General features: G+C 68.4%; 11 protein-coding genes. 6 read left to right on the top strand and 5 right to left on the bottom strand.

The genetic code is table 11. The annotated features are described in order from the left end of the window. Positions 1-641: 641 nt before the first annotated feature. Positions 642-2,846: a Shedu anti-phage system protein SduA domain-containing protein gene (locus IG08_RS0152145; protein ID WP_234343232.1), complete on the bottom strand. Its 2,205-nt coding sequence runs from the start codon at positions 2,844-2,846 to the stop codon at positions 642-644. A gap of 141 nt (positions 2,847-2,987) precedes the next feature. Here IG08_RS0152145 and IG08_RS58580 point away from each other — a divergent pair, with 141 nt between their 5' ends. Beyond that, positions 2,988-3,479 carry an ATP-binding protein gene (locus IG08_RS58580; RefSeq protein ID WP_338060207.1) on the top strand — a complete coding sequence of 164 codons (492 nt, stop codon included), beginning with the start codon at positions 2,988-2,990 and terminating at the stop codon, positions 3,477-3,479. Positions 3,480-3,953: 474 nt separating this feature from the next. On the opposite strand, the gene IG08_RS0152155 is transcribed toward IG08_RS58580, so the two are convergent. The 4 genes from IG08_RS0152155 to IG08_RS0152170 are packed head-to-tail and all read right to left on the bottom strand — an operon-like array spanning position 3,954 to position 7,563. After that, on the bottom strand, positions 3,954-5,366 hold the full coding sequence (locus tag IG08_RS0152155; RefSeq protein ID WP_030621668.1) for an amidase family protein: 1,413 nt from the start codon (positions 5,364-5,366) through the stop codon (positions 3,954-3,956). Next, positions 5,363-6,571: an MAB_1171c family putative transporter gene (locus IG08_RS0152160; protein ID WP_030621671.1), complete on the bottom strand. Its 1,209-nt coding sequence runs from the start codon at positions 6,569-6,571 to the stop codon at positions 5,363-5,365. Before IG08_RS0152160 ends, IG08_RS0152155 begins: the two co-directional genes overlap by 4 nt. Beyond that, entirely contained in the window at positions 6,568-7,080 is a 513-nt protein-coding gene (locus IG08_RS62250) for a hypothetical protein (RefSeq protein WP_234343233.1), read from the bottom strand. The genes IG08_RS0152160 and IG08_RS62250 overlap by 4 nt, the downstream gene beginning before the upstream one ends. 42 nt (positions 7,081-7,122) lie before the next feature. Then, a complete protein-coding gene (locus IG08_RS0152170; protein ID WP_052425335.1) occupies positions 7,123-7,563 on the bottom strand; it encodes a hypothetical protein in 441 nt (146 codons plus the stop codon). Positions 7,564-8,709: 1,146 nt separating this feature from the next. Here IG08_RS0152170 and IG08_RS0152175 point away from each other — a divergent pair. From IG08_RS0152175 to IG08_RS0152195, 5 genes are all read left to right on the top strand, one after another. Next, the gene (locus tag IG08_RS0152175) at positions 8,710-9,615 is read left to right on the top strand and encodes a hypothetical protein (protein WP_030621676.1); all 906 of its coding nucleotides are present in this window, start codon (positions 8,710-8,712) and stop codon (positions 9,613-9,615) included. A 5-nt stretch (positions 9,616-9,620) separates the two neighbouring features. After that, complete coding sequence (locus IG08_RS0152180; RefSeq protein ID WP_030621678.1) at positions 9,621-10,313, top strand: zinc finger domain-containing protein; 693 nt, start codon at positions 9,621-9,623, stop codon at positions 10,311-10,313. A gap of 146 nt (positions 10,314-10,459) precedes the next feature. Beyond that, positions 10,460-11,095, top strand: a complete 636-nt coding sequence (locus tag IG08_RS0152185; RefSeq protein WP_030621680.1) for a WhiB family transcriptional regulator — start codon at positions 10,460-10,462, stop codon at positions 11,093-11,095. Continuing rightward, positions 11,092-12,720 carry a prolipoprotein diacylglyceryl transferase gene (locus IG08_RS0152190; protein WP_030621681.1) on the top strand — a complete coding sequence of 543 codons (1,629 nt, stop codon included), beginning with the start codon at positions 11,092-11,094 and terminating at the stop codon, positions 12,718-12,720. Before IG08_RS0152185 ends, IG08_RS0152190 begins: the two co-directional genes overlap by 4 nt. A 308-nt stretch (positions 12,721-13,028) precedes the next feature. Then, entirely contained in the window at positions 13,029-13,244 is a 216-nt protein-coding gene (locus tag IG08_RS0152195) for a hypothetical protein (protein ID WP_030621683.1), read from the top strand. Positions 13,245-13,407: the final 163 nt, after the last annotated feature.

The following is a 13,407-nucleotide window of genomic DNA, read 5'->3' on the forward strand; positions in this document are numbered from 1 at the left end:
CGATCCCACTCCGCGTTCGTCAGGTCACCACGTCCCATGCAGCCAGCCTGACCCCAACACCCCACCCACGTAAGGGGATCCGAGAAACAGCGCCTAGTACTGAACCGCTCCGCGTCGAACGGAGGCTCGATGCTGTGTCGCAGTCGCGGTCAAGCCGCCGCCCAGGGGGCGCCGTTCGGCCCCGAAGGGGGACGGCCGAAGTCGGCCGACGGCAGCCCGGACGAGGGCACCCATCAGGCGCCGGATGAGTCGCGTCTCGCGAAGCGATGTGGAGCCGCCGGGCCTACGACCCCGCAGGACACACGCCCTGCCGTGGGCGACGCTTCGGCGGGGCGCGGCTCGCTCGGCTACGAGCGGCAGGAATGCCGCCGAGGGGCTCACTCCAGCGCTCGCCGCAGCATCGATCACCGGAGCAGGACGACCCGGACTGCTACACCACGGCGGGACACCATCCCTCACCATTGCTCAGGCGATCGGCGTCGGAGTTCCGCCTTGTCCGTCACTGCCCCTGCTGGTTGTCCGCGTACAAGTGCACGTGGCCCTGGCAAGATTTCCGTGAAGCCGGGATGTGCCCCCGTGCGCCGGTAACACTCCGTCACGGGTAGTGGCAGTGTCGGCGAGCGCCCTGGCAGCGGTCCGCCTCAGTGATCCTCGACGATGAAGCAGGCCCGCTCGTAGAGTTCGTCGAACGTGATTACCTCGACGTCCTGGATGGATGTCCGGTACAGCTCGAAGGAGCTCATCTTCTCCGGGTTCACGGCGCCGTTGTGGGTGAACTCGCGCAGGCTCCCGATCACCACGACCTGTCGCGGGCGGGTGGTGGACAGTTCGGTGCCTGTCGGGGTGCCGTCTTCCTCGTAGATCCGGGTGAGGAACTGGCTGGAGATGAGCTGTTGGGCCTTGCTGGCCGTCTTTTGCACCTGCGCCACACCGCCGCCGAGTTCCTTGGATGCCTGGTAGACGCCCGCGCGGTACGGGGTCCTGGAGAGCAGTTCGGTGTCATGGGTCTTGATCTCGCAGAAGAGCATGCTGCTGATCAGGCCCTTGGACCGCATGATGGCGTCGATGCGTTTCCCGGCTCCGCCGAAGATGTTGGCGCCGGTGGTGATGCGTTCCAGTTTGCCGTCGTTGATGGATTCGCAGGCGATGAGGTTGAGGCCGTAGCCGAATATCCACTGATTCGCCTCGAAGAAGGCCTGCCAGACCGCCTCCGCCCCGCGTGTCGTTGCCAGGCTCTCCTCCTGCCGGAAGTAGTCCGGATCGGTCAGCAGTCGCTCGAACCTCTGGAGCTGTTCCTTGCGGTTGCTGATCAGCCGGATGTCCTCCTCTGTGAGCCCGCCGCCGATGGCTGTCCTGACCGCACCGAGAACCGTCGTCCGGTCCTGGCCGGTCAGCAGCTGGGCCAGTTGGGCCTCGTCGCCAGCCACGAGCTGGAGGGAACTGCCGGGTGTGCTCAGGCCGGTGCAGCCCTGCAGGAAGTTGATGACTTTCCAGAAGTTCTCGTGGACGTCCCCGGTGTCGACGAGCGCCTTGACGGCCCGGGTGGTCCCGGTCTCAGGTACTTTCTGCGTGGCGGAGACTTCCCCAGCCTTCTTCTTGTCCTTCTTCCAGAGCTTGATCCTCGGCGTGAAGGTGTCGCCCTTCTTAATGATGGTGACGCTGCACAAGGTCGCTACCTGCGGCCGGTCGTCGAGGACGAAGTCAGTGATCATCCGGCGTGCGCGGGTGTCATAGAGGTAGTGGAACCCGCTGCTGTCCTGCGAACCGCGGATCTCTAGGTCGGTGAAGTCCCTGCTGGTGACATCGAACTCGGTGGTGGATAAGGGGAGTCGGAAGCCTCGAACGATGGGGGTAGCGGGCGCTGCGGCTTGGGTCCGCCAGTCCGGTGGGATGTTGGGCAGCGGCCGGGTGTCGCCTTCGACCACAAGGTCCTGGACGTCGATGCGCCCGAGCTGGGTTAGCACGGACTGCAACGTCCGCCAGACCACCTCCTTCGCCCCCGGGGTGCAGGTGGGCAGAAGTTCGCGCTCCACCGTCAGGACCGCCTCGTAGGTGTCAGCCGTCCAACCGTCACCAGGTATGGGACGGAAGAAGCCGCCATCACGGCGGAGGGTCAGGACCGCCGTGCGGAGCAGGTCGCGTGGGGTCTCCTCGCCAGCGCAGTCCAGGAGACTGAAAGCCTGGCCGAGGACCAGGTCGAGCTTGCCCGTGTCCTCCTCCTCCAGCGGCAGCGGGATCAACGGGCCTCTAGGCGGAACTCGTACCGGCTTACACAGGGGGCGGCCCGAGAGGAACTCGTACGGGCGCAGGCCCCATCCGTCCGGCGCCAGAAGCAAGTTCAGTTCCTCGACGTGCTTTATAGCCTCCTCGACGTCAGCCGCCACTTCAGGATGGACCATCCGTGCCAGAAAGGTGAGCAGTACCTCGTCCGGTCCGTGGGAGAGCTCCAAGCGGGGGTCCTCGAAGATCCAGTCGTCGGGCAGGTCTTCGTTGTTGAACCGGTGCTGCTGGATAGCGGCGCGGACAGTCGGAAGCTGGCTGTTGCCGGCTGGAGGTCGGTCTAGGTCGTAGAGGCCCTCCAGGAACGTGACCTCGTCCATTTGGCCCCACCAGGGTCGCGACATCCCGCGCAGGTACTTGAAGATGTCACGTCGTGTCACCGCCGTGATTGTCGGCGGCTCGTTCGCTCTGGCGGGATCGGTGGAAGTCATGCGTCCAGGATGGGCGGTTAGGCAGTAGGGCGCCGGACAATTGAGACTTTCACCTCGTCGAACGCGCTGCCACCCACACTCGCTCCACCCGCACCGCCTCCAGGTGTGGGAACACAATCCGTACGAGGTCGTCACACTCGCCGACACTGCCGCTACCGTGACGGAGTGTCTGAACGAGGAGGTCGTTGGACGCGACGCGGCCGCCGGATGCGCCGCTAGACCGCCAACTTTCCCACCGGCAAGACGTTTTCGTCCTGGAGACCGGAGGAATCCTCCATCCCCGAACCCACCCAGCAGGCGCTGAACACGCTGGAGTGGATCAGCCGGGCCGAGAACCTCGTCCTTGCCGGTCCCTCCGGCACCGGCAAGTCCCACTTCACCGAGGCCCTTACGCACTCGGCGATCGAGAAGGACCTGCGGGTGTCCTGGTTCACCCTGGAATCGCTGAGCACCACGGTCGGCCGCGCGAAAGTCGACGGGTCCACCGCCCGCACCGTCTCAAGAATCTGCCGCAGCGACCTGATCATCGTCGACGACATCGGCATGCTGCCCGCCGGGCAGGACGCCGCCGAAGCCTTCTACCGCATCGTGGATGCCGCCTACGAACGCCGGTCCGTGGCCGTCACCAGCAACATCCACCCTTCAGGCTTCGACTCGATCGTGCCCAAGACACTCGCCACCGCGACCGGCTCCTGCACCACGCACATCTCGTCCCCACCAAGGGCGACTCGCACCGACTCCCCGAGGCCATCGCCGGGAAGGGAGTGATCCCTCTGAACTGACCACCCGGAAATCACATGTCCACCAGCGAGGACAGAAGCTGTCCGCCTGCCCGGATGTCCACCGACCGCCCAACCAGAACTCCCAAAGACCTTTGGCAATTACGAAATTCCGTGATCGCTCACACTGCCCTCTGACTGTCACCTGTCGGGGCCGGATGGTTTTCGATCCCGCGAGCCCTGTGAGGTCAATCTGGCGGCCGTTGGCTTCGGTCATGGCGCCGATGTTGGTACGGCTCCAGCCAGGAGGCCGTCCAGCTCGGCTTGTTGGAAGGCGTCGGCCAGCGCCTTCGGGACACTCCCGGCAGGCAGCCCGGGCGAGCTCATTGAGCCCACGGCCACCCGGCGCCTGGCTCGAAGACAACCACTATCCATCCCCGGAAGTGGGTCATCAGCCAGTACTCCTCCCAAAGGTCGTCGGCAGGCCGAGGCGGCATCCAGCACAGGAACGACGGTTGCGTTCTCACTCAGAGACACAAAGCAAGGACGCAAGCCCGTCCGCCACTGCAACCAGAGAACGGTCCGCGTACGGCCGACCGATGATCTGGATGCCAATGGGCAGCCCTTGGGTGGTCGTGGTCACTGGTACGACCAGGCTGGGGAGGCCGATGTGGCTAGTGAGGTTGGCCCAGCCAGTCTGGTCGAAGAAACTCTGTTCCTGGCCGCCGACCGCGAGGGTGCGACTGCCTGCCGGGATCGCGGCTGTGGGTGCGGCCGGTGTGACGAGGACGTCGTGTTCCGTGAAGAACCGCTGCCAGTCCGATCGGAGTTGGGCGCGTTCTTCGTTCGCGCGCAGCCAGGAACGGTGGGTTTGGGTCCGGTGGCGGAGGAAAATCGCGCGACGGCTGCAGTCGTCGTCCTGCAGCTGTCGTGCGGCGGCGAGCTCAGTGTCGGCGGTTTCGTCGTTGGTGGTGGCCGTCGCGGTGGCATGCAGAAGCTGTTCGAACAGGCGCGTGGAGTCGGCGAAGCCAACAGGTCCGGGTGTGTGTCGGACCAGGGCTCCGGCTGCGATCAGCGCCTTCTCAACGGTGATGAGGGCCTGTGCGGTCTCGTGGTCGACGGGGCAGTTCGGGTCTTCGGCCCAGATCGCAATGCGCAGTTGGTCGATGCCCTTGCTGGCCGTCGGCAGGTCTACGTGCCAGGGTGTGTCCTCGGCCGGTGCCGGTGCGGTGAGCGCGGTGAGGAGCAGGTCGAGGTCTCGAGGGTGGCGAGCCAGGGGGCCCGGTGTGACCATGTCGCTGCTGGTGAGCCAGCCCGGCGGCCGGGGAATGTGGCCGCGGGCCGGGACGAGTCCGTGTGTCGGCCGCAGTCCGTACACCCCGCAGTAGTGGGCCGGCAGGCGCAGCGAGCCGGCAAGGTCGCTGCCGAGGTCGGCGGGGGTGAGGTGGGCGGCGACCGCCGCGGCAGGTCCACCGGAGGAGCCGCCGACCGTCCGCGCTGGGTCGTGCGGGTTGAGCGTGGAGCCGAAGAGGGCGTTGTCGGTGTGGAGGTCCTGGCAGTAGGCGGGGGTGTTGGTCTTGCCCATGATCACCACGCCTTGGTGGCGGAGTCGCGCGACTGCGTCGGCGTCCTGGTCGGGAATGTGGTCCGCCAGTTCCTGGGCTCCGCTGGTGGTGCGCAGGCCGGCCGTTTCGAAGCTGTCCTTGATAGTGATCGGGAGGCCGTCGAGGACGCCACCGGCCTCGTCGCGGACTCGGCGCTCGTCGGCGGTGTGAGCGGCTTGCCGGGCCGCGTCGTCGTCGCGGGTGATGACGGCGTTGAGGGTGCTGGCGTCGATCCGATCGAGGTGGAGGTCGAGCAGCTCGCGGCTGGAGATCTCGCGGCGTTCCAGGGCGCGCAGTTGGACGTGCGCGGGCTGGCGGGTCAGGTCGGTCATGCGGAGGCTCGCTCGGGGTGGGGGGTGCGGGCAGGTTGCCGGGGAAGGTGGCGGGCGACGGCGAGGAGGGCGTCGATGTCGTCCATCGGCTGGCTGGTCTCGGGGGCGGTATCCGCGAAGTCGGTGAGCCGGTCGGGATGTGGACGCTCGCCCGTCTTGCGGGCGGCGATGCCGGCGAGTATCTGGTCGGCAGAGACAGCGGCGTTCAGTTCCTCGCCCGAGAGCCCTCGCACCCTGTGGTGGGCTTCGCTGCTTTCACGGACGCTCGCTTCGAGGTACTGACGGATCACGAAGCGGCCGTCGCGGATCTCGACCGCCCGTCGGTAGAGCTTGAACCCGATACTGCGGAAGCGGCGGCTCTGGGCAGGGTCGCCCTGGTCGACCGGCAGGCGGATCTCGGGTGCTTCGCTGTAGAAGGCCAGCCACAGGCGGCGCAGGCGGTAGTAGCTGAGGTACTGCCTGAACCGGTACTGGACGTTCTTGGCCTGGTCGGTGATCGTGGGCACCAGCCACCCGATCAGGGTGAGCATGGCGCCGACGTCGCCGCACGTCCAGGCGAAGTTCTCCCAGCCGGCGAGGGAGATGCCGAAGGCGCCCGCGATGACGTTGCCGGTCCGCACGCCGCTGTATCCGAAGGTAACGATGGCGCCCAGGGCGACGACCCGCAGACCGACGCGGACGGAGGTGCGCTTACTGCGCCGGGCCAGGCGCCAGCAGCCGCGGGCGAGGAGTACCTCGCCGATCGTGTACGCGGTGACGTACAGGGTCAGGTACGCGGCGTACGTGTTGTCGTGCGCGTAGTACAACGTGAAGTCGATCGGCCTTGGTGCGCTCGGCGTCAGCAGGGCGAAGAGCACCAGCAGCCCCGCGAACACTGCGAGGCCGGCGCCTAGCCAGGCCCGCGCTCTCCTGCGGGCGATGTCCGGGGGCGATCCCCAGTAGGTGAGTACCACCTGCTGGCAGGCGATCAGCGCGATCACGCAGCCCTGGGCCAGGGGAACGGAGAGGTTCACGGTGCCCAGGACGCGGTCGAGGTAGTTCCACATCGGGGTGATGGAGAACAGGAAGGACAGGCCCGACAGCAGGAAGACGGAGGCCAGGGCCGTGGTGGCGGGATCGCGGCGACGGGCGGGGATATCCCTCATGAGGCAGAGGAATCCGAGGATGGCGACCACGAGGCTGATCGGGTGGAGCAGGTCCTTCACGGTCGGGCCTCCCGCCTGCGCAGCAGGGTGTGCGCGACCCGGTCCTGGACCTCGTCGCCGGAGGACTCGTCGCTGCGCAGCCACCGGTCGATGATCCGGCGCTGGAGAAGCGAGGCGAGGAGCTCGGTCTCGTGCTCCTCTGCGTCGTCGTACTTGGTCCGCCCCAGCATCATCTGCACGATGGCCGGGTCCATGGTGGTGATGAGCGCCGGCGCCAGGGCGGACAGCGGGCGGGCCTCGTGGTGCCCGAGGAACAGGTGCATGAACTCGTGAGCGATGATCTGATCTTGATGCAGGCAGCTGGTCCGCGGGTCGTAGAACACGTAGATGACGGCCTCCAGGACCGCACATGCCCCGCAGACCGACGGCGCCTGCTCTTGGGGCTGCAGGATCACCTCGCGCCCCGTACGACGGGAGACCTCGTCGCAAAGGTCTCGGATGTTCGTGACGTCGGGGAGCTCCAGCGCGGCCAGGGGGTCATCCTGGCGCCACCTACCCGTGGACCACATTGTCATTCCTTGATCATTTTCTGAACCATAGCCGGAATGCGGCTAGTTGGAGGGCGGCAGCCCCTCCATCTTTCGTACGCCGTCCACGAGACCGAGTACCGCTTCCTTTCCGTCCGCCGAGACGTCAGACAGACGAAGGAGCACGTTTTTGATCTTCGAATCGCGGAGCAATTCCAGCAACTTCAGTTCCTCCGCGGTCTTTTCGGCGACCTCATCATCGAACCAATAGGCAGCAGGCACACCGAAAAAGCTTGCCAGGGCTTCGAGATGACGCTTCGTCGGATTGTCTCGGCGGCCGGTGCGCAGCATCCAGAGGTAGGTGGACGTCACGGTTTCGAGCCCTCGCTCGGCCATCAGCTCGGCCACTTCAGAGTTGCTGTACGGGCCGCGGCCGGGCGGGTGCACCACTTCAAACAGGCGGTTGAGCCGGTCACTGAGCTTCTTCGCGTGAAGACTCGTCGGCTCCTCTGCTGGCTCTTTCATGATCCTTTCCAAGGCGTGTGGCTTAACGGGGGTTCAGCCACTGTACTCCGCGATTAACCTCAGTTGACGCACCGATCTTGCGTATGGAAAGTTCTACCTCGCAAACGCCTCCCGTGTTTGCACGTCCACCCTTCGGGACGGTCTGTCCGTTTCTACCGATAGGCGTGTATGGCATGCGTGACGCGCGTCACCTGTACCTAGCGATATTAGTTGCGCCTGTAATTACAGGACGAATTTGATCTTCGAATGGAAGGCGCAGAGGCAACAGTGGGAAGGCTCGATCCCCTTCGCGATGCCCGCGCGAGCATTTCCGTCGGGTCATTCGGGCACTGCCATGCGCGGCCAGTCCTCGCCATGCTCGTGGACGGACGGCTGACTCTGCGCGGCCGCGCCCGCGCCGGAACGGCACAGCCGTCTCCGCAGGCAGTGCGGGTCGCTGCCCTCGCCCACATCCCCGACACCAGTCGGCGGAACGCCGCCGACTGCCTCGGCATGGCGAGTAGCGCCGAGCGCGCCGTCATGGTCGGCGCCGCCGAACCAACACGGTTCGCTGCTGCGCCGCGTTGTGGCACAAGATACGAGGGGGTGCTGTGAGGGTCATCTCCGAGTGCGTCGGGGCGATCAGCCTGCTGCCTGTGTCGCGGCCCGCTGCCTCCACACGTACGCGCAGGTGCCGCCGCCCTGCGGTGCGACTTGTAGAGAGTCCTTTAGCAAGGTCTGGATCTTGCTGCAGGTCCTGCATATGTTCGTCGTCCCTCGCCGGGTTCCCCGCCCGGCGGCAGACGACGCTAGGAGCCAGATGCGGAACGCACGATCCAGCCGGGTGAGATAGCCCGGAACACAGCGACGGCGTCCAAGGAGCGGTAACTCCCGGACGCCGAACGCCAAATGGTACTCCTGCCCCGGCAAGGGCGGAGATTTACCCACCTTCACCGCACCGGTCCTTTCCTACGAGGCACACCGGCGCGGGTTTCACTACGGAGGAGAGTCTTACATGCCGCCTGCCCTGCGCAAAGGGCCGGTGTCCCCGGCTCGCGCGGCAGCCGTCCTCGCTTCGCCGCCTGGCTCCCTGGACGCGTACCGGTTGCCCGGCGCCCTCGCGCCGGAGCCGGCCCCCAGCGCCCGGCCCGTTTGGGCGGTGACCCGATGAGCCGGGACACCCGCGAATGGGCGTGGGAGTACAGCGCCAGCCGCGGAAACGCGCGCCTGGTTCTGCTGTCGATCGCCGACCGGATCCCCGACGAGCAGTGCGTCGCCTGGGCGTCCCTCACCTCGCTGATGAAGCGTACGAACGCGAGCCGCAACGCCGTGCGCGGCGCACTGGTCGCGCTGGCCGAGAGCGGCGAACTCGAGGTGCTCGACGACCTCGGCGGCCCGCAGCACAGCACGGTCTATCGGCTCCCGCGCGCCGCTGCATGGCTGGCCAAGGTCGCGGCGGCCCGGGAGGACGACCCCGGCGCGTACGTCGAGCCCCTGACGGACGCCGACCCGGTACCCGAGCTGGACGACGAACGGCTGCGCAAGCACGGCATCTGGCCGAAGACGGGGTCCGAATCCGACCCCCGTCGTCAGGATCTGACCGGGTCAGAATCTGCACCCCCTCGTCAGAACCTGACCCCTCCCCGGGTCAGAATCCAACCCCCCTCCGGGTCTGAACCTGACCCCCAGAACCGTAGTGAACCGAAGGTGAACCGTAGGTACAGCAGCAGTGGTGCTGCTGACCTCACCTCCGCCGCGGACTGGCAGGTAGACGACGCGAGCCTGTCCTGGGCTCAGCAGCAGGGGCATCTCGCCCGCCTCGGCGAGCACGGCGTCCAGGCCGCTGACGCAAAGTGGCGCCACCACCGCAGCACCTGGAGCGCTCGCTCCGCCGCCGCCTGGGCTGCCGACTGGCGGGCCTGGATCGCCCGCGAGCACAGCCCCGCCCCCCAGCGCCCGAACCTCTACGCCCTGCCCGGCGGCACTCCCGCGCCGCAGGCCGGCATGACCCGCGCCGACGCGCACATGGCCGCCCTGCTCGCTGCCGTCGATGAACCGACTGGAACGGAGTAACTACCTTGGACCGCCGCGAAGTTGCTGCCGTGCTCACCTATGTCGGCCGCCTGGACCCGCGCACCATCCGCACCGACGCGGGCGAGGCCCGCGACCAGCTCGCCATGTGGCACGAGCTGCTCGGCGACGTCCCGATGGCCACCGGCCAGGGCTGGGACGTCCGCGAGATCGTCCGCAAGCGCATCGTGAGTTCGCCGTACCCGATCCTGCCGGCCGATGTGGCCCGCGAATGGCAGGCGCACCGCCGCGACCGTCTGGCCCGGCACACCGACCCCACCCCCACGGCCGACCCGGACAATCCGGAAGCCTGGCGGGCGGAGCTGCTGGCGGCGCGAGATGCCGTGGCTGCGGGAGTGGCCGCACCCTCGGCTCACCGCGGGATCACCGCGGGGCGACACCGGCCGGGGCTCAAGGACCAGCTGGCCGCTGTCGGCTCCTACATCCCGCCGGCCGTGCGCGCCGAGCTGGCCCCCTACCGCCCGGCCCGCGCCGCCCGCGAAGCCACCATCGCCGCCGGAGGACCCGACATCCTGAGCGTGCCGTGCGACTGGTGTCACGCCGACAAGGGCGAGCCCTGCCGCCGCCGTCGCATCAGCCTCGACGGAAGTGCCCGGGGCAACGCACCGCGCGTCACGGCCCACCCCGGCCGCATCGACCGTGCCCTGGCTGCGCAGGCCCAGCAGGCATCCGCCGCCTGACCGCAGCCCCCTTCTCCACCAAAACGTTCCGACTCCGGTACGGCCCCACGCCGTACCCCGAGCCCGCCTCGCAGCGCCCGCCGCACCCCGTCCCGCCACCGGTGCCGAGCGACCCGCACCCACCGAGGCGACTTCCGGAGACCGTCATGCGCGACATCACCACCAACGACACCCCGCCCCCGACGATCCGGGGCATCGCCGACCACACCTGGCAGGAACGGGGCTTGTGCCACGGCCTGCCGGTCAAGGAGATCGACGAGCTGTTCTTCCACGCGGCCCGCGACCGCGCGGCCATCGACGCGGCCAAGGCGATATGCGGCAACTGCCCGGTGAAGAAGGCGTGCTTCGACTACGCCCTCGACAACGAGATCCGCCAGGGCATGTGGGGCGGGCTCACCGAGGACGAGCGGCGCCCCTGGCACGCCCGAGTCAACAAGCGCCTGGACTACAGCCGCGTCAGGGCCGCGTTCGAAGGCCGCGACGTCCACCTCAGCGACGCCGAGCGCGACGCCGTCACCCGCCACGCCTACGTACGCGGCTGGAGCCCCGAGCGCCTCGCCTACGCACTGCGGCTCGACCTCGACTGGGCGCGCGACCTGATGCGCAACGCCGCACACGCCGTCGCCGACCGCGACCGCTACTGGGGGCAAGTCGACCCGGCCGAGGCAGCCGACGACGAGTACGACGAGGACGAAGCCGCCGAGGACGCCGCCTCACCGGTACAGGTGCCCCGCCAGGCGCAGACCCACGCCCTGATCGCCGCTCTCCGAAAGGCCGCATGACTCACCCCATCGCCATGCCCTCCCTCCTCTCCGGCATCGAGCCCGTCCACCTCGTCGCAACCGTCGGCGTGCTCGCCCTGGTGCTCGGCGGATGGTCGATCCGGCGTAACCGGACCCGGGCGAGCGGCCCGCGCGCCGGCACCCCCGCGGTCTGGGTCGCGGCCCTCGCCGCCCTCAACTGCACCGCCTACAGCGCCGACACCAGCTGGCGGTTCGCCGCCGATTACCTCGACATGGCCGGCGCCCTGGAGCGGGCCATGATGTTCAGCGCGGCCGAGCTGGCGCTGTTCGCGACGGCGCTGATGGCCAGGCAGAACCTGAAGACCCAAGGAGCACCCGGCCTGCCGGGTGGCCTGGTCTGGGTGATCACCGGGGTGCAGGTCATCCCGGCGTACGCCGAGTCGGGCACGGTGGGCGGCACCGTGCGGGCCTTCGTCGGCCCGGTCATGGCGGCCGTGCTCTGGCACCTGGCCATGGGCATCGAGCTACGGCTGCACAAGCCGGACGCCGCCTCCCAAGGGCTCCTGGCCACGCTCGGACGTGAAGTGCGGGAGCGTCTCCTCTCGCGCCTAGGCGTCGCCACCCGCAACCGCGATGCCGCGCAGATCACCAAGGACCGCGCGACTCAACGGGCCGTGGCCCTGGCCTCCCAGCTGGCCGGGATACCAGAGAAGGAGCGTGAGAACGGCCGTGGCAGCCGGATCACGCGGCGGCTCCAGTCGGCTCTCGCACGATCCGGTGTCGGCACCGACCCGCAGCAGCGTCGCGCGCTTCTGGAGCAGCTGGCCGCCCGTCGGCACGCCACGGCGCTCGCCACCGTGGTCCTGCCGTCGCCCTGGATTCAGCCCGCGCGGGACCAGGACGCCGATCACGGGGACCGGTCCCCTCTCCCTCCGTCGATCGCGACTCCGTCGGCGAACGGGACACAGGCGACTGCGTGGGTGAGCGCGGTCCCCGGCGACAGTCCCCGAAGCACCGCATCGATCGGGGACCGTACACAGGGGGACCGTGCGGAGCCGGGGACGGGACGTGAGCCCGACGGGGACCGTCCCCACCCGGACTCCGCCGGCAACGGGGACCGAGCCGCCGAGTCCGGCTCGAGCCTGCTGCGCGAGGGCCAAGAGGCGGCAGTCGGGGACCAAGACACCGTGCCCGCCGGGACCAAGGAGCCCGACGACGGCGCGAGCGGCAGTGCCGAAAATGTGCACGAAGCTGCTGCTCAGGAGGGCACAGGCCCGTCCCCGGCGGCCATCACCATCGGGGACGAGGGCCGGGAGCACCCGGACGCCGAAACGGGGACCGAACCCAACGGGGACCGTCCCCACACCGTCCCCGTACGGCGGACGCCGAAGGCGAGGGCGTCCCGAAACCGGCCGCGCGGAGGTCAATCCCAACGGTCCCGGAAGCAGCCGAAGCTGAGCGTCGAGGAGATGGTCGAGCGGGTCCGTCCCCACGTGCCCGCGCTGCTGGAGCGGGACGGCAACGAGTCGCTGACCCGGGTTCAACTCCGCGAAATCCTGCGCGCCCAGCAGATCCGGGGAGGGCGGAACGAGCATCTGACGCCGGTTCTGCAGCGGCTCCGAGACGAGACGGGCACCACCACGGCACGGAGTACGGCCCGATGAAGACCTGCCAGCGTTTCGCACACATCAAGGCCGGCTTCGAGCAGGACATCCGCTTCCTGCACGCTCACGCCGAGCGTCACCAGGGATCCGCGCCGGCGAAGACCAGCGCGAAGAACGCCATGTCGGTGAAGCGGAACATGGCGCGGGCCTTGAACCGGCACCTCGACCGCTGCCCCGAGTGCAGCTACCGGTCACAAACAAGCAGGTCAGGAGCCTATTTCCGCCTATCCGTCCGGTGGCCCGGCCTTGGCCGGGCCACCGCCCCCGCACTGAAGGGACCCGCTATTCCTGCCCGTCACCACCCGCGTATGCACCCACCGTCCACCGCCGAGGCCGCCGCCTGGGCGGAGGTGCTCGTACGCCACCAGCTCCTGTACGCAGCCGTGCTGACCCCGGGCGGCCAGTGGCCCGTCCAGCACCGCGCCGAATCCCTTGTCCACGTCCTCCACGGCCCGAGAGCCATGGTCGATCTGGCCGCCGAAATCCAGCACCGCATCCGCACCACGAGGAACCGCACCCGATGACGAACCCGACGACAACCCCCACTCCCGCGCCAGGTGAGCCGGAAACCAACTCGACCTCGTCGCGGTCGGGTAGCCGGGGCCCATCTCTGGGCCCCGGCCCCCTCAGAACCGGACGTGCGCCTTTCAACGCATCCGGCTCAAGCAAGCCGCCAGGGCTTCACTG

This window comes from Streptomyces fulvoviolaceus, from assembly GCF_000718165.1.
In the GTDB taxonomy this organism is placed as follows: domain Bacteria; phylum Actinomycetota; class Actinomycetes; order Streptomycetales; family Streptomycetaceae; genus Streptomyces; species Streptomyces fulvoviolaceus.